The sequence below is a fragment of the Enterobacter sp. MGH 37 genome, assembly GCF_000534515.1.
Taxonomy (GTDB): domain Bacteria; phylum Pseudomonadota; class Gammaproteobacteria; order Enterobacterales; family Enterobacteriaceae; genus Enterobacter; species Enterobacter kobei.
On the sequence record NZ_KI973205.1, the window covers coordinates 1432724 to 1453657 of the forward strand.

Consider the following 20934-nt stretch of genomic DNA (forward strand, 5'->3'; position numbering starts at 1 on the left):
TGGTTGCCCTGGCAAGTAGTTTAGTCACGGCAGATATTATTGCTCAGGCAAGTATAAGTCAACTGAATGAATCAGCCGATGCCACGAATTGCTAAAACGTTTCATGAACTTTTTTTGAACGCTTTCAAATCATATAGATAACTCAGGGTTATCCTTACTTACGGAAAATAATCGTTACGTTGCGCAGATGGCTTAACGTCACACTTTCCCCCTATACTTGCGGGGATGAATATGGATAAGGACGACGATGCATTATGTTGGATTTAATTAAAGCAGTGAGTCTTGGGCTGGTGGTGCTGCTGCCGTTGGCAAACCCGTTAACGACGGTGGCACTTTTCCTCGGGCTGGCAGGGAATATGAACAGCGTCGAGCGTAACCATCAGTCAATGATGGCTTCCGTCTATGTGTTTGCCATCATGATGGTGGCTTACTATGCGGGACAGGTGGTGATGAACACCTTCGGGATTTCCATCCCTGGCCTGCGCATCGCCGGGGGACTCATTGTCGCCTTTATCGGTTTCCGCATGCTGTTCCCGGCGCAGAAAGCGCATGAGTCGCCGGAGGCCAAAAGCAAATCCGAAGAGCTGGAAAGCGAACCGAGTGCAAATATTGCCTTTGTGCCGCTGGCTATGCCGAGCACGGCGGGGCCGGGTACCATCGCGATGATCATCAGTTCCGCCTCTACGGTCCGTGATAGCGCCACCTTCCCGGACTGGGTCCTGACGGTTGCGCCACCGCTGATTTTTGCGATTATCGGGATCATTGTGTGGGGGTCACTGCGCAGTTCCGGTGCGATTATGCGCTGGGTAGGCAAGGGCGGTATCGAAGCTATTTCACGTCTGATGGGCTTCTTACTGGTCTGTATGGGCGTGCAGTTTATTATTAACGGCGTGCTGGAGATTATTAAAACTTACCACTGAGGTGATTGCCGGGTGGCGGTTTCGCCTTACCCGGCCTGGGTTATTACAGGCTTGTAGGCCGGGTAAGCGCAGCGCCACCCGGCACAAACAAACGTCACCCGTGCTGACTCTGTTCCTCCAGCGCCACCGGCCATTTGCGGAAGATGAGCACTGACCAGATAAGCGCGACCAGGGCTGGAATAGCGCCCAGATACCCAATCGCCGACATCGAGACATGAAGGCTAATCTGATTTCCCACCAGCGCGCCCGCGCCGATGCCCAGATTAAATATCCCCGAGAACAGTGACATGGCAACGTCCGTCGCGTCCGGTGCCAGCGCCAGCACTTTTACCTGCATGCCAAGGCCGATGATCATGATCGCCACGCCCCAGAACAGGCTCAGGATCGCCAGATGGTTTTCGCTGCCCGCGGCGGGCATCAGCAACAGCAGGCCAATGGCGCCGCTCACAAGCAAGGAAGCATGCTGATTACCCAGCTTGCCAAACAGCACGCTGCCGATAATGCCCGCACCACCGAGGATGAGCAGTAACAGGGTGGCAAAATTGGCGCTAAACCCTGCCACCACCTGAACAAACGGTTCAATGTAGCTGTACGCCGTGTAATGCGCGGTCACCACGATTACGGTAAGCAGATAGATACTCAGCAGCGCAGGGCGACGCATCAACAGCGGCAGGCTTTTCAGCGAGCCAGAGTGTTCGCTCGGCAGCGCGGGCAGCAGCTTAATCAGACACACCAGCGTAACCAGTGCCCCCATGCCGATCGCGAAGAAGGTCGTACGCCAGCCGAAGTATTGCCCCACGATACGGCCAATCGGCAGACCCAGCACCATCGCCAGCGCGGTGCCGGTGGCAATCAGGCTCAGCGCCTGGGCGCGTTTACCCGCCGGGGCCAGGCGTATAGCCAGCGACGCGGTGATCGACCAGAACACCGCATGGGCGAATGCAATGCCAATCCTGCTCATGACCAGCACCGTAAAATTCCACGCCATAAACGACAGAACATGGCTGGCGATGAACAACACGAAGAGACCGATCAGCAGTTTGCGCCGCTCCATCTGGCTGGTCAGCAGCATAAACGGCAATGACATAAGCGCCACCACCCAGGCGTAGATGGTCAACATAATGCCCACCTGAGCCGTTTCCATCTGGAAACTGTCGGCAATGTCAGACAACAGCCCAACCGGAACAAACTCTGTGGTGTTGAAAATAAACGCGGCAATGGCCAGCGTGACCACGCGTAGCCACGCAACCCTGCGGGAAACTGTGTTCGTTGTCATAGGGATGTCGGAGATTCGTTGCTGGAAAGAAGAGGAGACGATCTTAAAACGTCAAACGGCGAAAACTCAACCATTATGTGACGCAGATCTCAATATTTACCTTGTGAAAGCGGTAGCCGGGGAGGGTGTTTTCATTGAATATAAAAGAACAACACAACAAAAACAGGCGGTAAGACAATGCAGGAGATTGATTTTTATCTGGTAGATGCGTTCAGCGATACTTCGTTTGGTGGCAATCCGGCGGCGGTTTGTCCGCTGAAAGAATGGTTACCCGATGAAACGCTACTGAAAATGGCGCAACAGCATAATCAATCGGAAACGGCCTTTTTCGTCTGCAGCAAAGGGGGCATTGAGCTACGCTGGTTTACAACGCTCACCGAAGTTAATCTCTGCGGGCATGCCACTTTGGCCGCCGCGTACGTCCTGTTTCATGAACTGGATTACCCCGACTCGCGGATCCACTTCGACACCGCATCTGGCCGCCTGACGGTCAGCCGGGAGGGAGAGTGGATGACGCTGGATTTCCCGGCGTGTCCGACACATAAAGAGACGCCACCGCCAGAGATGATCGCGGCGCTGGGTATCCGCCACTACGTTGACGCCCGTAAAGGGCGCGCGTGGGTGATCGTCCTGGAAAACCGCCAGCAGGTTGAAGCCCTTATGCCGAACCTGTCTGCGATGACACCGGGTGAGCACAAAGTTAGCGTGACGGCACCGGGCGAGGGGGAATATGACTTTGTCAGCCGCTTCTTCTCACCGGGCGTTTCCGTCCCGGAAGATCCGGTCACCGGGTCCGCGCACACGATGCTGATCCCCTACTGGAGTGAAACACTGGGCAAAACGACCCTGTTTGCCCGTCAGGTGTCGGCGCGGGGCGGTGAAGTGCGTTGTGAACTGAGAGGGGAACGGGTGCTGATGAGCGGTCAGGCGTCGTGCTACCTGAAAGGCACGGTGTATCTGCGCTAAAAACTGATAACAAGAGAGGGAGAGACAATGCAGGAAATTGATTTTTATCTGGTGGATGCCTTCAGCGACAGGGCGTTTGGCGGTAATGCGGCGGCGGTTTGCCCGCTGGAGGAGTGGCTGCCCGATGAGACGCTGCTTAAAATGGCGCAGCAGCATAATCAGTCTGAGACCGCCTTTTTTGTGCGAACCGACGACGGGTTTGAACTGCGCTGGTTTACCACGCTGCACGAAATTAACCTGTGCGGACACGCGACCCTCGCGGCGTCACACGTGATTTTTGAATATCTTGATTATCCGCATACCGAAATTCACTTTACCACGCGCTTCGTGGGCGAGCTGACGGTCAAGCGCAGCGGCGACTGGCTGACGCTGAATTTCCCTGCGTGGCCGACGGAGGCCGTCGATAATCCCCCGGCAGCGTTGTTCAGCGCGCTGGGCATCACAAAGGCGAAAGAGGTACGCGCCGGACGAGACTATATCGTGGTGCTGGAGAGCCAGCAGCAGGTGGAGGCGCTCACGCCGGATATCGCGGCAATGGTTCCGCTGGGGAAAATGGTCTGCGTAACGGCGCCTGGAGAAGACTATGACTTCGTCAGCCGCTTTTTCTGCCCGGGCGAAGGGGTGCCGGAAGATCCGGTTACCGGATCCACGCACAGCATGTTGATCCCCTACTGGAGCGAAAAGCTGGGTAAAACGTCACTGAACGCACGTCAGGTGTCGTATCGTGGCGGCGATCTGCGCTGTGAACTGAAGGGCGATCGCGTGTTGATCGCCGGTCAGGCCACGTTGTATCTGAAAGGCCGTATCTTTTTGCGCTAGCCGGGCAGCGCGATAAGTTAATACTATGAAGCACCATGGCAGAGCTGCGCTATTTTAAAATAAAAACAGCAAGGAGCCTGCCATGTATTCCATTACCTCTGAATCCGCTCGTCATCCGGACATCCTCACACTGATTGCAGCCCTTGACCGCTATCAGAGCGAACTCTATCCCGCAGAAAGCAATCATCTGCTCGATCTTTCAGCGCTGCCCGACGCATCGCTTATCCTGATGATCATTCGTGACCAGCAGCTTCAGGCCGTTGGCTGTGGAGCCATCGTGCTTAACGGGGATGGAACCGGTGAGATGAAACGGGTCTATATTGACCCGACCCACCGGGGACAGCATCTGGGAGAGAGGCTGCTGGCTGCCCTGGAAGATGAGGCCCTGAGCCGTCATTGCCACACGGTACGGCTGGAGACAGGGATAAAACAACACGCCGCGGTTCGTCTGTATGAACAGTGCGGGTACGAACTGCGCCCGGCATTTGCCCCCTATGTTGACGACCCGCTTAGCCTGTTTATGGAGAAGGCGCTGGTTGAAGACGTTCGTTTAGCAGCGCTATAAACGCTTCCAGCTGGCGGGTCATCGCCCCCCGTCGCCACACCAGCCAGGTGGTAAGCCAGCGCCAGTTTTCAGCCAGCGGCCAGGCCTCAATCTGATGATGTCCTGGCATACTTTCCAGCATGGAGCGCGGCATCAGCGCGATGCCCGCGCCCGCAATGACGCAGGCGAGCATGCCGTGATAGGACTCCATCTCGTGAATGCGGCCAGGCGTCGCGCCGTCTGCATGAAACCAGCTCTCAAGATGTCGGCGATATGAGCAGTTGGCGCGAAAGGCATAAACGTCGCTGCCGCTCACCTGCGTGGCGCGTGTGACCTCCGTATGCCCGGCAGGCGTGACCAGCATCATCTCTTCCCTGTAGACCGGCATCCCCTCCAGTTCCGGGTGTGACAGCGGCCCGTCAACAAAGGCGGCGCTCAGCGTTCCCTCCAGTACACCCTCTATCATCGTTCCGGAAGGGCCGGTAGAGAGGGCAAACTGGATGCGCGGATAACGCTGGTTAAACTGCGCCAGCGATTCAGGGATGCGCACGGCAGCGGTGCTTTCCAGCGCGCCAAGAGCAAATAACCCCTGTGGTTCATCCCCCGCGACGACCATGCGCGCTTCATCCACCAGCGCCAGAATCTGTCTGCTGTAGCGCAGGAAGTTATGCCCGGCGGGAGATAACCGCAAACGCTGGTTCTCACGAATAAACAGCTCAACGCCGAGATCGGCTTCCAGCTGGCGGATGCGTGTTGTCAGGTTCGAGGGAACGCGATGCACCTTCTGCGCCGCCTGGGTGATGCTCCCCGTCAGCGCGACGGCGTTAAACATTTCAAGCTGGGTTAAATCCATAGTATTCTCGTTTCGTGAATAAGGTGGTTAGTATTATTCATTTCTAAGAAATAGCAGAGTAAGCCACAATTAATCAACCGAAATGCGTGGAGAACATCATGACTTATTCATCTGCTACACATGCCCTGTCTGTTAACCCGGCTACGGGTGAAACGATCGCCGCGTACCCGTGGGCGACACAGGAAGAGGTTGAACAGGCTATCGCCCGGGCTGATGCCGGTTTTCGTCAGTGGCGGAGCGAAAGCGTCGCCCGGCGGGCGCAGAAGCTGCGCGATCTCGGTGCTGCGCTGCGTCATCGTGCGGAAGAGATGGCCCGGATGATGTCCCGGGAGATGGGCAAACCGGTTCTGCAGGCGCGGGCGGAAGTGGCAAAATCTGCGGGTCTGTGTGACTGGTATGCGGAACACGGCCCGGCCATGCTGAATGCAGAGCCAACCCAGGTGGAAAACCACAACGCGGTTATTGAATACCGCCCGCTGGGGCCGATTCTGGCGGTGATGCCGTGGAACTTCCCGCTCTGGCAGGTACTGCGCGGGGCGGTGCCGATCCTGCTGGCAGGTAACAGCTATCTGCTTAAGCACGCGCCAAACGTGCTTGGCTCGGCGGATCTTATCGCACAGATTTTTGCGGATGCCGGTTTCCCGGAAGGCGTTTTTGGCTGGGTTAATGCCACCAATGACGGCGTAAGCCAGGCGATTAACGACCGTCGCATTGCGGCGGTGACCGTTACCGGCAGCGTGCGTGCCGGGGCCGCAATTGGTGCCCAGGCAGGTGCTGCGCTGAAAAAATGCGTGCTTGAGCTGGGCGGCTCTGACCCGTTCATCGTGCTCAACGACGCTGACCTGGATCTCGCCGTGAAAGCGGCGGTGGCGGGTCGCTATCAGAATACCGGGCAGGTGTGCGCGGCCGCCAAACGCTTTATTGTTGAAGAGGGTATTGCGGATATCTTTACCCAACGCTTCGTCGCGGGCGTAGCCGCCCTGAAGATGGGCACACCCGATGAAGAAGAGAACTACATTGGCCCGATGGCGCGTTTTGACCTGCGCGATGAACTGCATCAGCAGGTTCAGGCCACCCTGGCTGAGGGGGCCACGCTGCTGCTGGGCGGAGAGAAAATCAGCGGCGAGGGGAATTATTACGCGCCTACCGTGCTGGCGAACGTCACGCCGTCGATGACGGCCTTCCGCCAGGAACTGTTTGGTCCGGTAGCGGCTATTACCGTCGCGAAAGATGCTGAGCACGCCCTGACGCTGGCAAACGACAGCGACTTTGGCCTCTCTGCTACGGTCTTCACCGCCGACGCCGCGCTTGCGGATAAATTCTCTCGCGAGCTGGAGTGCGGTGGGGTGTTTATCAATGGTTACAGCGCCAGCGATGCGCGCGTGGCCTTTGGCGGTGTGAAGAAGAGTGGTTTTGGCCGCGAGCTCTCCCATTTCGGCCTGCATGAATTCTGTAACGTGCAGACGGTGTGGAAGAACAGAGTGTAATTTGTTTGTAGTGGCCCTCAATTTGAGGGCCACTGTCATTTCTCTGCAATGGTTCTGTCATTTTCGTTTCGTAGACTCGCACGCGTATAACGTCTTGTTACTGAAGAAAATCATGAACCTAACGCAAATTTTTCGTCGTATTGCGCAGCGCTGTATCCCACGTCAATTTGGCCTGCTGACGGGTATCTTTTGTATTATTGGCCTTTTCTCCGCACTGCAACTCTCCTCATCTTTTCTGCTTAACGCCTCCCTGAAGGACGCTCAGCGCAACGAGCAGCAAAATCTGCTGGCGTATCAGCAACAGAGCAAGCTTGATCTGGCGCGTGTCTCCCTGCTGGCGGCAAGCGATCTGCTTAACCGCTCCGGCGTCTGGTTTATGCAGGATAAAGAGACCGGTTCAGAAGGAAGCTGGCACAGTCTGATGGATGAGGCGCAAGCGTCGCTGGCGGTTTCTCAGCAGGCGTGGCAAGCCTGGCGGGCACTCAGCCCGCCGGAAGATGAGGCCCTGGTGAACAGCTATCAGCTTTTCTACGGTGCCATTAAAGAGCAATCGGAAGCGCTTGTCAGAAACCACATCATTGATGCCTTTTTTGCTGTCCCTGCCCAGGCGTTTCAGAGCGACTTCAACGATAACTACGCCCGTTATCAGCAGGCCAGCGAGAAGCAGGCCATGCAGGGGCGTCAGGCTCTTATGACGCAGCTTTCAAGGCTGCAAACGTTGTTCCTGATTGCGCCGGTTTTACTGCTCGCCATCGCCGTTGCCGTCTGGTTCGGCATGTCCAGGTGGGTGATCACGCCGTTACGTCGACTGATTGCGCATATTAACCAGCTGGCAGCCGGAGATCTTTCCGGTACGCCGCCTGCCGTCAGGCGTTTTAATCGTGAGACGGGGCAGCTTAGCGACAGTATCGCCACCATGCAGCACGGTCTGCAGCAGCTGGTGACCCAGGTCAGCCATGCCACGACCGCAATGGTTGAAAATATCGGCTCCCTGGCGCAGGGGAATCAGAAGCTGTATCAGCAATCGGCGCGTCAGGCAAAAGAGCTGGAAGAGGTCACGACCCATATCGCGACGCTGGAAACGCATGTGGAAGGGAATACCGGCTACGCCAGACTCGCCAGCTCGCGCGCGGACGAAGCGCGTCAGGCCGCGGTAGGCGGTGACCAGATGATGTCGACCGTGAATGCGTCCATGCAGGCGATCGTCGAGCGATCTTCTGAAATGCGCGGGATCGTGGCGATGATCGACAGCGTGGCGTTTCAGACCAATATTCTGGCGTTAAACGCCGCCATTGAAGCCGCCCATGCCGGTAACCATGGACGCGGGTTTGCCGTTGTCGCCCGGGAAGTCGGCCTGCTTGCCAGAAAGAGTAGCCACTCAACGCAGACCATCCAGGAACTTATCAATCGCTCTTTGCAGGGCATTGAAGACGGATCCCGCGCGGTGAATTTGATGGAAGACAATTTGCAGCAGGTCACCGGTCTGGTCGGCAACTTAAGCAGTTTGCTGAATGAAATCTCAACCGCTACGCTCAGCCAGGGAGAGAGTATTCACCAGATGACGCGTCAGCTTCAGGCGCTGAATCAGGTTTCACGCCAGACGGATCTGCTGGTTTCTGATGCCTCAGAGGCCTCTGAGCGACTGCAAAAGCAATCCGATCTTTTATTGCAGGCCGTTTCGCGTTTTCGTCTTAGCGCCTGACGCAATACATAAGCCTCTGTTATACTCGCAGCCCGTTTTAGCCTGAGGGCAAGGAGCAAAGAGTGGCTGCGGTCATCCATAATGAGATGCTGGACGAGATTCTGGCGCAGGTTCGTCCGTTATTGGGAAAGGGTAAGGTTGCCGACTATATTCCGGCTCTTGCCTCGGTCAGCGGGAATAAGCTGGGGATTGCGATCTGTACCATCGACGGACAGCGATACCAGGCAGGGGATGCCACTGAACGTTTTTCGATTCAGTCAATTTCGAAAGTGCTGAGCCTGGTTGCGGCGATGCGCCAGTACGAGGAAGACGAGATCTGGCAGCGTGTCGGTAAAGATCCGTCCGGCCAGCCTTTCAACTCACTGCTTCAGCTTGAAATCGAGCAGGGTAAACCGCGTAACCCTTTTATCAATGCCGGGGCGCTGGTGGTCTGCGATATGCTGCAAAGCCGTCTCAGCGCACCGCGTCAGCGAATGCTGGAGATTGTTCGTCAGCTCTCGGGCGTTGACGATCTTGCCTATGATTCGGTAGTGGCCCGCTCGGAGTTTGAGCACTCCGCCCGTAACGCGGCCATCGCCTGGCTGATGAAATCCTTCGGCAACTTTCATAACGACGTGGCGACCGTACTGCAAAACTACTTCCACTACTGTGCGTTGAAAATGAGCTGCGTTGAGCTGGCCCAGACGTTCCTGTTTCTGGCGCACCAGGGGCACGCGCCGCATCTCGATCAGGACGTCGTTTCCCCACTGCAGGCGCGGCAGGTCAACGCCCTGATGGCGACCAGCGGCATGTATCAAAACGCGGGCGAGTTTGCCTGGCGGGTTGGGCTTCCGGCCAAATCCGGCGTTGGCGGCGGAGTCGTGGCGATTGTGCCGCATGAAATGGCGATTGCCGTCTGGAGCCCGGAGCTGGATGAAACGGGAAATTCACTTGCCGGTGTGGCGGTGCTGGAGAAACTGACCCAACGTCTGGGACGTTCCGTATACTGATGTCCGATCTGGATCCGCTTTTTTCCCGCCTGGCGCGATCGACGTTTCGCTCGCGCTTTCGTTTAGGCAATAAAGAACGGCAGTACTGCTGGGACAAAGGACCCGACACCATTGACCAGCATGCTGCGGATTTCGTTAAAAAACGCCTTGCACCGGCGCAACCTGCCAACGACGGTAAACAGACGCCCATGCGCGGTCACCCGGTATTTATCGCCCAGCATGCCACGGCGACCTGCTGCCGGGGCTGTCTGGCAAAATGGCATAATATTCCCCAGGGCGTGCAACTGACTGTGCAGCAACAACATTATATCGTCAGCGTGATCCACCACTGGCTGGTGATACAGATGAACAGCCAAATTTGACGAGTTATGATCCTGTTGTAATTGTGTTATAGATGCAGGTTAAGTTAGTCCCGATCATGCTGACGACCGCAATATTTGCCATAAGCATTCATATGGAATGATATTTAATGCGTTCTGCTCTCACCGCCTTCAGGTTGTTCCAACCCGACACGCCGCTGCGTAATGCCTCGGCGATATTTATTCTCACCACTCTCTTTTATTTTGTGGGCGCGGAATTGCGGCTGGTCGAGGCCTTATCCCTGTTCTGGCCGCTGAATGGCGTTATGGCAGGGATCTTTGCCCGTTATGTGTTTCTGCATCGCCTGCATTACTACGCGGTATGTTATGTCGCGATGCTGATGTACGACGCGGTGACGACTAACTGGGGAATGGCCTCGGTGGTCATAAACCTGTCTAATATGATCTTTATCGTCGTTGTCGCCGTGCTGGTTCAGCGTGACAGACGGTTGATGAAGAAAACCCCCGATCCGCTCAACGCATTACGGCTGTTTAACTACTGCCTGATTGCTGCGCTGCTGTGTGCCTTGCTCGGTGCGTTCGGGTCCGTGGGGATAGACAGTCATACCTTCTGGCCGCTGTTTGCCGACTGGTTTAGCGAACAATTCTCCACTGGCGTACTCGTTGTGCCGTGCATACTTACCCTCGGTTTGCCGGTGCGGGAACTCAGGGTAAATCTGGAGAAACTGTTACCGATCGTCGCGCTGGTTGTTTCGGTGGCTGCCTCGGTGGTGATTGGCGGAGCGGGAAGCCTCGCATTTCCGCTGCCTGCGCTTATCTGGTGTGCGGTACGCTACTCGCTGCCTGCGACCTGCCTGCTGACGTTTATTACAGGGGCGATTGAAATCATTCTGGTCGCCAACTCCATCATAAATATCGCCGTGGCGACGCCGCTCTCGACCCCGATGATGTTTTCTGCGCGGCTGGGTATTGCCACGATGGCGATCTGCCCGGTGATGGTCTCCGTCAGCATGGCGGCGATTAATTCCCTGATCCGTCAGGTATCCCTGCGGGCGGATTATGACTTTCTGACCCACGTCTACTCGCGTTCCGGGCTTTACGAGGCGCTAAAACGCGAAGAAACGCACCGTCATCCACGTTTTCTGACCGTCATGCTGCTCGATATTGATTACTTCAAAAGCATCAATGATAACTACGGTCATGAGTGCGGCGACCGCGTGCTGGCATCCTTTGCCCGCCAGGTTCAGCAGGTCGTTGGTGAAGACGGGATGGTGGCCCGCATGGGGGGAGAGGAGTTTGCTGTGGTCGTTAATTCGGGCGATGAACAACACGGCTATGCACTGGCGGAACGTATCAGGAGTACCGTGGCCAGCCATCCTTTCACCTGGCGTCAGCAGACGCTTTATCTGACGGTCAGTATTGGCCTTGGAAGCGGAAAGGCGGAGTCATGGCAGTTGACTGAGGTCTTCAACAAGCTGATGGCCGAGGCGGACGATCATCTTTATCGTTCAAAAAAGGCGGGTCGAAATCGTACCAGCGCCCGGCTGGCGGATGAGCAACTTGCCGCCAGTGCCGGGAGTGAAACTGAGCTGTGTTAATCGTTATAAGGCATTGACGTGAATTAGATAGCGGCTTAACAGGATATTCGCACACTGACAATGTCTCTGTTTAAGCTACGCTTTGAGTAACGCTTTACGTCAGGAGACATTATGAAAGCACCTGCAACACCTGAAAATGAAACAGACCGACTTCACTCGCTGCGCGAATCGGGTCTGCTTGAGATCGACAGTTCCCCGGCGTTTGACCGCTTAACGCGCCTGGCGAAACGCTTTTTCCAGGTGCCACTGGCGATGGTCAATCTTATTGATGAGCACTCGCTGATCGTGAAATCGGCGGATGGACAGGCACCCGGTTCCGTTCCGCGTAACATATCTTTCTGTGGCCATACGATCCTCACTGAAGCTCCGCTGGTGGTAGGGGATATGCGTCAGGATGACCGGTTCGCGGATAACCCGCTGGTGGCCGGTGAGCCCGGCGTGCGTTTTTACGCGGGCTTCCCGCTGCGCTTACGAGACGGCGCAAGCGTTGGCTCGCTTTGCCTGATTGATTACGCTCCTCGCGAGTTTTCAGCGGCCGATCTCGCCGTACTGGGTGACCTGGGCGCGCTGGCTGAGGATGAGTTTGCCGCCATCAGCGCGGCGACCACGGATGAGTTAACCGGGTTATTCAACCGACGCGGCTTTAATCAGCTTGTGCGGTTCACGCTTTCCATTGCCCGACGCCGTGCTGAGCCGTTGACGCTCGGATGGCTGGATCTGGATCGGTTCAAGGAGATTAACGATCGTTACGGGCATGAGGAGGGGGATAAGGCGCTTAAAGTCATGGCGCAACTGATGCGTACCTCTTTCCGTGAAGCGGATCTGCTGGTTCGTTTCGGTGGCGATGAGTTTGCGGTGCTGTTTGCCGACACGGATGAGCAGGGGGCGTGGATTGCCATGCAGTATCTCGCCGAGCAGGTCGAAAACTACAATGCGCGCAAGTTACACCCATGGTCGCTGAAGTTCTCCTGGGGGCTGAGTGAATTTGATCACAACAGTAACGACCTGCAAAAGTGGCTCAACGATGCCGATGCAAAAATGTATGCCATGAAGCAGCAGCGGCAGCGCGGGCGGTGATATAACAAAAGCGTATGACTGACCCGATTGCGTTAAGAAAATGTTAAATGCAAAGTGTGGGTATTCAACGTAAGGACAAACAATGAATACCTCACTGCATATCCAAAACTTCACCCGTGACGACATTCTCACTCATCTTGATGCGCTGGCCGGGATCCTCGAAAACTGCGTGAGCGGCGGCGCATCCGTCAGCTTCATGTTGCCGTTTAGCCTCGAGAAGGCCCGTTCATTCTGGCTCGGTATTGCTGAAAGCGTAGGGCGCCATGAGCGCGTTGTACTTGCCAGCGTTGATCCCCAGCTGGGGGTTATCGGAACGGTGCAACTGATTACCGACCAGCCAGAGAATCAACCTCATCGTGCCGATGTGGCAAAACTTCTGGTACATGAAAAAGCGCGTCGCAAAGGGGCCGCGATGGCGCTGATGGAAGCGCTTGAGGCTGAAGCCCGCGCCAGAAATATTTCGGTTCTGGTACTCGATACCTCCACCGGCAGCGGCGCTGAGACGTTTTATCAGCGTGCCGGCTGGCAAAAGGTCGGTGAGATCCCGCGCTACGCCCTGATGCCGGACGGTGCCATGACGGCGACGTCCGTGTTCTACAAATTCTTATAATTTTCGTCACAACCACGCCGTGAATTGATCGAAACAGGGTTCCTGGTCGGAAAGTTTTGATAAGTTATCGTACCAATCTTATCAGGCTGTATGACTAATCATAAAAGGAACCCATTGTGAACACGCTTAACCGTCGTGATTTTCCCGGTGCTCAATACCCTGAACGCATCATCCAGTTTGGTGAAGGCAACTTCCTGCGTGCGTTTGTCGACTGGCAAATTGACCTGCTAAATGAACATACCGATCTCAATGCCGGTGTGGTTATCGTTCGCCCCATTCAGAGTGCTTTCCCGCCCTCGCTGAGCACCCAGGATGGCCTCTATACCACCATCATTCGCGGCCTGAATGAGCAGGGCGAAACGGTAAGTGAGAGCCGTCTTATCCGCTCGGTTAACCGGGAGATCGACGTCTACAGCCAGTATGATGCGTTCCTGAAACTGGCCCACAACCCCGATATGCGTTTTGTCTTCTCGAACACCACCGAGGCCGGGATCGGCTATCACGCGGGTGACAAATTCGACGATGCGCCTGCCGTGAGCTATCCGGCGAAACTGACGCGCCTGCTGTTTGAGCGCTTCAGCCACTTCAATGGTGCGACCGATAAGGGCTGGATCATCATTCCGTGTGAGCTGATAGACTACAACGGAGACGCCTTGCGTGAACTGGTCTTGCGTTATGCGCAGGAGTGGGCGCTGCCTGCCGCTTTCATCCAGTGGCTAAATGAAGCAAACCATTTCTGCTCAACGCTGGTTGACCGTATCGTGACCGGTTACCCGCGCGATGAAGCGGCCGCGCTGGAAGCTGAGCTGGGATATCACGATGCGTTCCTGGATACCGCAGAACACTTCTACCTATTTGTTATTCAGGGGCCTGCATTCCTTGCCCGAGAACTGCGTCTGGATAAGTATCCGCTTAATGTGCTGATTGTGGATGACATCAAACCCTATAAAGAACGTAAAGTCGCCATCCTGAATGGTGCGCATACGGCACTGGTGCCGGTAGCGTTCCTGGCGGGGCTGGATACGGTCGGTGAGGCGATGAATGATGCCGATATCTGTGCCTTCGTCGAAAAAGCGATTTATCAGGAAATTATTCCGGTCCTCGATCTGCCACGTGATGAACTGGAATCGTTCGCCAGCGCGGTAACAGGGCGTTTTCGGAACCCTTACATCAGACACCAGTTGCTCTCGATTGCGCTCAACGGCATGACTAAATACCGCACCCGCATTCTGCCGCAATTGCTGGCCGGGCAGAAGGTCAGGGGGCAGTTACCATCCCGTCTGACGTTTGCGTTAGCGGCCCTGATTGCGTTTTATCGCGCGGAGCGTAACGGGGAGGGCTATCCGGTACAGGATGATGCGTACTGGCTGGAATGCTATCAGCAGTTATGGGCGCGGCACCGCGATAATCAGATAAGTACCCGTGAACTGGTGCAGGCTGTGTTGAGCGAGAGAGAGCACTGGGAGCTGGACCTGACGCAGGTGAACGGCCTGGTGGACCAGGTGACGCTGGATCTTGATGCCATTCTGCTGAAGGGAATGCGCGCAGCGGTGAAACCACTTTGCTAATCACGTCACCCGGCTGCGGCCGGGTTTAAATAGAATCTATTTTAGTTACAACATACTATTGACTCCGTTTTTAAAAAAGAGAATCAGCACCGTGCATGTTTCGCTTTGTAGATGGGAAAATGCAATGTCCCGTTAACATGCTTGCAACCGTGAGGGGGATCACGTTTAATAGCCACGCTCTTTTCTTGCCTGAAACTCACTATGATTGTTCGTCCTAAACAGCACTGGCTACAACTGATTTTTGTCTGGCACGGTTCGGTACTTCCCAAAATCTATACCCGACTGCTGCTCAACTTCCTGCTTTCTATCGCCGTGATCCTGATGCTGCCGTGGTACACCTCGCTGGGCATCAAATTTACCGTCGCGCCCTTCAGCATTCTCGGCGTGGCGATTGCTATCTTTCTGGGTTTCAGAAACAACGCCTGTTATTCACGTTACGTCGAGGCTCGACTGCTCTGGGGGCAGTTGATGATAGCGGCACGCTCGCTGTTTCGCGAGGTAAAAAACACCTTGCCTGACGATAAACATTTGGGTGAGTTTGTCCGCCTGCAGATTGCCTTTGCCAACTGCCTGCGTATGACCTTGCGCCGGGAACTGAACGCTAAAGAACTCGCTCGTTATCTGGCTGCGGATGATTTACGGCACGTGATGGCTGCCAACTCGTCGGCCAACCGTATTCTACTGATCATGGGGGAGTGGCTTGCCGTGCGGCGGCGTAACGGACAGCTTTCGGACATCCTTTTCCACAGTCTGAACAACCGCTTGAACGACATGTCCATCGTCCTTTCCGGCTGCGAGCGTATCGCGACGACGCCAGTGCCGTTTGCCTATACGCTGATTTTGCACCGCACGGTATATCTGTTCTGCATCATGCTGCCGTTCGCGCTGGTTGTGGACCTGCATTACATGACACCGTTTGTCTCCGCGCTGATCTCTTACACCTTTATCTCGCTGGATACCCTGGCAGAAGAGCTGGAAGATCCGTTTGGTACGGAAGATAACGACCTGCCGCTGGACGCCATCTGCAACAATATGGAACGCGATCTGCTGCAGATGAACGATGAAGAGAATATTCCTGAAAGGTTGATGCCAGATAAGCATTATCAGCTGACCTGACGGGCGTTCCACTCGTCGCGGGTGATCTCCCACAGTTCGGAGTCAAGCATACCGCTGACGTAGGCTTTCTTTTCCGTTCTGACAAGCCGCATGCCGCTGCTGTCTGAAATACGACGTGAGCGGCTGTTGGCGGCGGCCTTCGGCGCACGCAACACCGCTTTGTTCAGCGTATTGAACCAGTAATCCGTCGCCGCAATGCTCGCCTCCCGCATATAGCCTTTACCCTGAAACTCCAGTGCCAGCCAGAATCCGCGGTTGTTATCTTCAATATCGTACAGGCAGATAATACCCATGAGTTCATCCGGTACTTCGCGACGTCGGATGCTCCAGAACCAGGCAATCCCTTTTGCCATATCGGGCAGCGCCACGTTGTTAACATAATTTTCCGCACCGTTATCCGGGTAAGGCCAGGGCACCGAAGAGACCATATAACGCACGATCTCCCACCGCGGATATAGCTTCTGTATCTGGACAGCATCTTCGGCAACCAGCGGTTTTAACAGTAAGCGTTCAGTCGTGAGCGTAGGTATTGTCATCCGCGGATCTCCGTATTTAAGCGTTATGTTTTTGTTTGGGTTCTGGTATTTTTATCTCTATCACATTCCAGTGCGCTGCGCTGTGGTTATTGACCACCAAAATCGTTTCCTTTTATTTGATGGTGATATTTTTGATGAGATTGCTGCCACTTTTAAACGGACGCGTTTTCTGTGATCTCCTGCATCATGGCTGGGAGATTGAGAAGACTATCGCCCGAGGCGAGGCTCATCTATTGAACCATTTCACTCCCGAGCTTGAACGTTATTTTTCCCGGCCGCTCAATGAGCTTCCACGTCAAAACCCTTATCCGGTCGCGGTGCTGCTTCCTCTGTTTTTAGTGGCTTTTGCATTTAATCTTCTGCCTTTTCTCCATGCGTTTCCGGGCTTATCACCCTTACACCATGCACTGAGCTTTTTCTTACCGTCATTGGTCATGATTGGCGCGCTCATCATCACAAGCGTACTTCTGGCTCGGGGATTAACGTCAGGGTTAGCGGGATTTCTGGCGCTGTTCTTTATTTTGCTGATAATAACCGTCGTTCAGGCGGTATATCTCTTGCTTGCACATCACGGAAGTAGTTGGCCATTGGTCATTGCCTTCTTCGCGTTGGTACTTTGCAGATTGGTGATGAATGGAAAAGGGTTCGTGCTCTTTACGCTCTACTGCCGTACGCAGCGTCTTGCCCGTCTGGCCCGCAAAATGCGATTAAAAAGGTGATACGACCCTACGCTGTTTCACTATGGCAATTAACAGGTATTTCGAGGAACACATGGCAGTTACGGTAAGACCGCTACGCGAAGATGATTATTCTCAATGGCGACCGCTGTGGGATGGCTATACCCATTTCTATGAGTGCTATCTAGAGGAATCCGTTACCGCATCAACCTGGGAGAGGGCGCTCTCAGCGCAATCGTCGATGTTCTGCCGCGTGGTAGAGAAGGACGAAAAAGTGATCGGTTTCGCAATGTGTATTCTGCACGAAGGAACCTGGTCAACAGCGCCCATTTGCTACCTGGAAGATCTGTTTGTTGATGCTGCTGAACGCGGCGCGGGGGCGGGCAAAGCGCTTATAGATGCCCTGATTGCAGAAGGTAAGCGTGAAGGGTGGTCAAAACTGTACTGGGTCACCCGGGAGAATAACCCGGCGCGTAAACTCTACGATCAATACGGTGAGGCCGACGATTACGTTCGCTATCGCCTTTCCCTTTAAGGCTAAAACGCCTGTGTTTGTATCACACTGTATCTGTTTTCCTGATACATACACAGGCTTGCAATAAACCCGCTTTCGCACATATCCGCTATACATTGAGGTGTTGTTATATCCCCGTGAATTGAACTCAATCGGAGACACCAAATATGTTCAGCAAACTCGCTTACTCGACCCTTGCTCTGACCGTTTCTCTTGGCACCGTGATGTCCTGTCAGGCCGAAGTCACCGGCACCAGCTTCACGGCAGCCTTTGACCACCCGCAGCAAATTAACGCCGGCGACCTTAACGTCGGGTATGTCGACATCGGCCCGAAAGACGGTCAACCGGTCATTTTATTACACGGCTGGCCCTACGATATTCACAGCTATGCTGAAGTCGCTCCCGCACTCGCGGCAAAAGGTTACCGTGTCATTGTGCCTTCTCTGCGCGGCTACGGCACCACTCGCTTCCTGTCAGCTAAAACCCCGCGCAACGGCCAGCCGTCTGCGATGGCGAAAGATATTGTTAATCTGATGGACGCCCTGAATATTAAACAGGCCGTATTTGCAGGCTACGACTGGGGTGCCCGCACCGCGGACATCGTTGCGGCGCTGTGGCCAGAACGCGTTAAGTCACTCGTTTCGGTGAGTGGGTATCTCATCAGCAGCCAACAGATTGGCAAACAACCGTTGCCGCCAAAAGCAGAGCAGCAGTGGTGGTATCAGTTTTACTTCGCCACCGAGCGCGGTGCGGAAGGCTACGCTAAAAACACGCATGACTTCGCCCGTTTGATCTGGTCGCAGGCCTCACCGGACTGGAAATTTAGCGATGCAACCTTCAACGCCAGCGCCAAATCGCTCGATAATCCGGATCACGTCGCGGTGACGCTCAGCAATTACCGCTGGCGCTTAGGGCTGGAAAAAGGTGAGCGCAAATACGACAGCTACGAACAAAAACTGGCCGCGCTGCCGAATATCACCGTACCAACGATCACCATCGAAGGCGGAAATAACGGGGCACCGCATCCGGCACCACAGGCCTACGCGGGTAAATTTACCGGTAAGTATGAACACCGCACCTTTGGGGCGACAGTGGGTCACAATCCACCTCAGGAAGATCCGCAGGATTTCGTTAACGCTGTGGTCGACGCAGATAAACTCTGAAATGTGCTATTTTCAATACGTTACCCTTCAGTCTGGAGATTTCGGTGGAGCATATTGACCATATCCTTGTCGTCGATGACGACAGGGATATTCGTGAACTGATTGTCGACTATCTCGTTAAGTCCGGTTATCGCGCCTCCGGCGCGGCCAACGGCAAGGAGATGCGCGCCGTGCTGGATAAACAGCATATCGACCTGGTGGTGCTGGACGTCATGATGCCCGGCGATGACGGTCTTACGCTGTGTCGGCAACTGCGTGTCGGCAAACATAAAGATCTGCCTATCCTGATGCTGACGGCGCGTAATGAGGAGACGGACAGGATCCTGGGGCTGGAGATGGGCGCGGATGATTACGTTGTGAAGCCTTTTGTTGCGCGCGAATTGCTGGCGCGAATCAAAGCGATTTTACGCCGTTTTCGTACAATGCCGCCCAATTTACAGGTAACAGAAGCAGGGCGACTGGTGACGTTTGGTGAATGGGAGCTCGATACCGTTGCCCGCCACCTGATAGACCCGGAAGGGGTGATTGTGGCGCTCAGCGGGGCGGAGTATCGCCTGCTGCGCGTTTTCCTCGATCATCCTCAGCGCGTGTTGACTCGCGATCAACTGCTCAACCTGACGCAGGGGCGCGACGCCGAACTGTTTGAACGTTCTATCGATCTGCTGGTCAGCCGGGTACGTCAACGCCTGAATGAAGATGCGCGTACACCCGCCTATATTAAAACCGTGCGCAGCGAGGGCTATGTGTTTACCATGCCGGTCACGATCAAAGAGGCGAACGAATGAGGTTCTGGCCACGCTCACTGTTGGCCCGTTTGCTGATCATTGTGCTTCCCGGCCTGTTGCTGGCCAACGCCCTGAGCCTGACGCTGGTCATGATAGAACGAATGCACAGCGCCCGCACGGTGATGCTCGGTAACCTGGAATACGATGTCGCGACCAGCGTGGCCATTTTAGACCGCTTGCCGGCCACTGAACGGGCGGCCTGGCTGCCGCGCCTTGAGCGGGGTAACTATCGTTATATCCTCGGTCCGGGTGAGCCGGGCAACGCACCGACGGATATGCGTTCCCGGGATGCCATCCGTACCCTAAAAGCGACACTGGCAGCACAATACCCGCTCAGCTTTACGGCTGTTCCTGGCGCCATTTCACATATCCAGGCGCATCTTACGTTACACGACGGCGCGCCGTTGACCATTGATCTGATCCCGCGCATGCCACCGGTCGCCAGCTGGCTGCCCGTTGTTCTCATCCTGCAACTGTTGCTGCTCGCGGCCTGCTCCTGGTTTGCCGTGCGGCAGGTAGTGCGGCCTTTTTCACAGTTTACCCGCGCGGTTGACGCCCTGGATCCGGCGGCCAATACGCCAATGACCGAGAAAGGGCCGCTTGAGGTACAACGGGCTGCCCATGCCTTCAACGCCATGCAGGCACGTATTCAGTCTTATCTCCGGGAACGTGCGCAGATTCTGGCCTCCATTTCGCACGATCTCCAGACGCCGATTACCCGCATGAAGCTGCGGGTCGAAATGGCGGAACACCCTGAACTGCGCGACAAGCTCATGGATGACCTTGATAATATGTCGCGTCTGGTGCGCGAGGGAATTGCCTATGCCCGGTCATCAGAATCACTGGAAGAGACATCGCTGAAGCTGGAACTTAATGCCTGGATAAACAGCATCGCCTGTGATTATCAGGACATCGGTAAAAACGTGCAATTTCAGGCGGGCGAATCCCGTTTGCCGATTGTCACGCGTCCGCAGGCGCTTCGCCGGGTGATGACCAACCTGCTGGATAACGCCCTGAAATTTGGCGAGCGCGCCAACATTGTCATTGATGATTCATCCGCCAGTGAGGTGGTGATCCACATTATTGATGGCGGCCCGGGAATACCCGATGCCGAACTGGAGGCCGTATTGCAGCCGTTTTATCGGGTTGAAACATCGCGCAACCGTGATACCGGTGGAACCGGACTGGGTCTGGCAATTGCTGCGCAACTGACCGCACAGCTGGACGGCAAGCTGAAGCTGGTGAACCGCGCCGAGGGCGGGCTGGATGTCTCCGTTACGCTCCCACGACGTTAATTGTATGGCTTTGTATCTGCCTTCCGGGAAGATACAGAGCCAGACAAAACCCGCGCTTTTACACATATCCTGAACACATCCGCACGATGAAATAGCCTCACTGCAGCGTCGCAGGACTT

The 20934-nt window shown here is 55.3% G+C and carries 21 protein-coding genes; 18 read left to right on the forward strand and 3 right to left on the reverse strand.

What is annotated here, in order from left to right; translation table 11 throughout:
* Positions 1-254 precede the first annotated feature (254 nt).
* On the forward strand, positions 255-920 hold the full coding sequence (locus tag L383_RS16855; protein WP_023330411.1) for a MarC family NAAT transporter: 666 nt from the start codon (positions 255-257) through the stop codon (positions 918-920).
* 94 nt (positions 921-1014) lie between these two features.
* Here the strand turns inward: L383_RS16855 and L383_RS16850 are convergent, their stop codons facing one another.
* On the reverse strand, positions 1015-2196 hold the full coding sequence (locus L383_RS16850) for a sugar transporter (RefSeq protein WP_023330412.1): 1182 nt from the start codon (positions 2194-2196) through the stop codon (positions 1015-1017).
* A 177-nt stretch (positions 2197-2373) separates the two neighbouring features.
* On the opposite strand from L383_RS16850, the gene L383_RS16845 reads away from it, so the two are divergent.
* The 3 genes from L383_RS16845 (at position 2374) to L383_RS16835 (ending at position 4546) form a co-directional block, all read left to right on the forward strand.
* Positions 2374-3162, forward strand: a complete 789-nt coding sequence (locus tag L383_RS16845; protein WP_023330413.1) for a PhzF family phenazine biosynthesis protein — start codon at positions 2374-2376, stop codon at positions 3160-3162.
* A 27-nt stretch (positions 3163-3189) separates the two neighbouring features.
* Complete coding sequence (locus L383_RS16840; protein ID WP_023330414.1) at positions 3190-3981, forward strand: PhzF family phenazine biosynthesis protein; 792 nt, start codon at positions 3190-3192, stop codon at positions 3979-3981.
* An 82-nt stretch (positions 3982-4063) separates the two neighbouring features.
* Positions 4064-4546, forward strand: coding sequence for a GNAT family N-acetyltransferase (locus tag L383_RS16835; protein ID WP_023330415.1), 483 nt, complete (start codon positions 4064-4066; stop codon positions 4544-4546).
* Here the strand turns inward: L383_RS16835 and L383_RS16830 are convergent.
* Positions 4500-5378: a putrescine utilization regulator PtrR gene (locus tag L383_RS16830; protein ID WP_014883831.1), complete on the reverse strand. Its 879-nt coding sequence runs from the start codon at positions 5376-5378 to the stop codon at positions 4500-4502. The genes L383_RS16835 and L383_RS16830 overlap by 47 nt on opposite strands.
* A 98-nt stretch (positions 5379-5476) precedes the next feature.
* Between L383_RS16830 and sad the strand changes: the two genes are divergently transcribed.
* The 9 genes from sad (at position 5477) to L383_RS16785 (ending at position 15845) form a co-directional block, all read left to right on the forward strand.
* Positions 5477-6865, forward strand: a complete 1389-nt coding sequence (sad, locus tag L383_RS16825; RefSeq protein WP_023330416.1) for a succinate-semialdehyde dehydrogenase — start codon at positions 5477-5479, stop codon at positions 6863-6865.
* Positions 6866-6977: 112 nt separating this feature from the next.
* Complete coding sequence (locus L383_RS16820; protein ID WP_032628969.1) at positions 6978-8567, forward strand: methyl-accepting chemotaxis protein; 1590 nt, start codon at positions 6978-6980, stop codon at positions 8565-8567.
* A 62-nt stretch (positions 8568-8629) separates the two neighbouring features.
* A complete protein-coding gene (gene glsB / locus L383_RS16815) occupies positions 8630-9556 on the forward strand; it encodes a glutaminase B (RefSeq protein ID WP_014883834.1) in 927 nt (308 codons plus the stop codon).
* The gene (locus L383_RS16810; protein ID WP_023330418.1) at positions 9556-9918 is read left to right on the forward strand and encodes a DUF4186 domain-containing protein; all 363 of its coding nucleotides are present in this window, start codon (positions 9556-9558) and stop codon (positions 9916-9918) included. Before glsB ends, L383_RS16810 begins: the two co-directional genes overlap by 1 nt.
* A gap of 107 nt (positions 9919-10025) precedes the next feature.
* Positions 10026-11474, forward strand: a complete 1449-nt coding sequence (locus L383_RS16805) for a sensor domain-containing diguanylate cyclase (RefSeq protein ID WP_023330419.1) — start codon at positions 10026-10028, stop codon at positions 11472-11474.
* Positions 11475-11585: 111 nt separating this feature from the next.
* Positions 11586-12551, forward strand: a complete 966-nt coding sequence (locus tag L383_RS16800) for a sensor domain-containing diguanylate cyclase (RefSeq protein WP_023330420.1) — start codon at positions 11586-11588, stop codon at positions 12549-12551.
* A gap of 82 nt (positions 12552-12633) precedes the next feature.
* Positions 12634-13161 (forward strand): GNAT family N-acetyltransferase, encoded by a 528-nt coding sequence (locus L383_RS16795; RefSeq protein ID WP_023330421.1) that lies wholly within the window; start codon positions 12634-12636, stop codon positions 13159-13161.
* Positions 13162-13277: 116 nt separating this feature from the next.
* Positions 13278-14729: a tagaturonate reductase gene (locus L383_RS16790; protein ID WP_023330422.1), complete on the forward strand. Its 1452-nt coding sequence runs from the start codon at positions 13278-13280 to the stop codon at positions 14727-14729.
* Positions 14730-14930: 201 nt separating this feature from the next.
* On the forward strand, positions 14931-15845 hold the full coding sequence (locus L383_RS16785; protein ID WP_023330423.1) for a bestrophin family protein: 915 nt from the start codon (positions 14931-14933) through the stop codon (positions 15843-15845).
* Here the strand turns inward: L383_RS16785 and L383_RS16780 are convergent.
* The gene (locus L383_RS16780; protein WP_023330424.1) at positions 15833-16381 is read right to left on the reverse strand and encodes a GNAT family N-acetyltransferase; all 549 of its coding nucleotides are present in this window, start codon (positions 16379-16381) and stop codon (positions 15833-15835) included. The genes L383_RS16785 and L383_RS16780 overlap by 13 nt on opposite strands.
* Positions 16382-16515: 134 nt before the next feature.
* Between L383_RS16780 and L383_RS16775 the strand changes: the two genes are divergently transcribed.
* The 5 genes from L383_RS16775 to L383_RS16755 all read left to right on the forward strand — a co-directional run bounded on the left by L383_RS16775 (position 16516) and on the right by L383_RS16755 (position 20815).
* Positions 16516-17100, forward strand: a complete 585-nt coding sequence (locus L383_RS16775; protein ID WP_023330425.1) for a hypothetical protein — start codon at positions 16516-16518, stop codon at positions 17098-17100.
* Between the two features lie 52 nt (positions 17101-17152).
* The gene (locus L383_RS16770; protein WP_014883843.1) at positions 17153-17593 is read left to right on the forward strand and encodes a GNAT family N-acetyltransferase; all 441 of its coding nucleotides are present in this window, start codon (positions 17153-17155) and stop codon (positions 17591-17593) included.
* Between the two features lie 146 nt (positions 17594-17739).
* A complete protein-coding gene (locus tag L383_RS16765; RefSeq protein ID WP_023330426.1) occupies positions 17740-18735 on the forward strand; it encodes an alpha/beta fold hydrolase in 996 nt (331 codons plus the stop codon).
* A gap of 44 nt (positions 18736-18779) precedes the next feature.
* Positions 18780-19520 carry a response regulator gene (locus L383_RS16760; protein WP_014883845.1) on the forward strand — a complete coding sequence of 247 codons (741 nt, stop codon included), beginning with the start codon at positions 18780-18782 and terminating at the stop codon, positions 19518-19520.
* On the forward strand, positions 19517-20815 hold the full coding sequence (locus tag L383_RS16755; protein ID WP_023330427.1) for an ATP-binding protein: 1299 nt from the start codon (positions 19517-19519) through the stop codon (positions 20813-20815). The genes L383_RS16760 and L383_RS16755 overlap by 4 nt, the downstream gene beginning before the upstream one ends.
* Positions 20816-20934 lie beyond the last annotated feature (119 nt).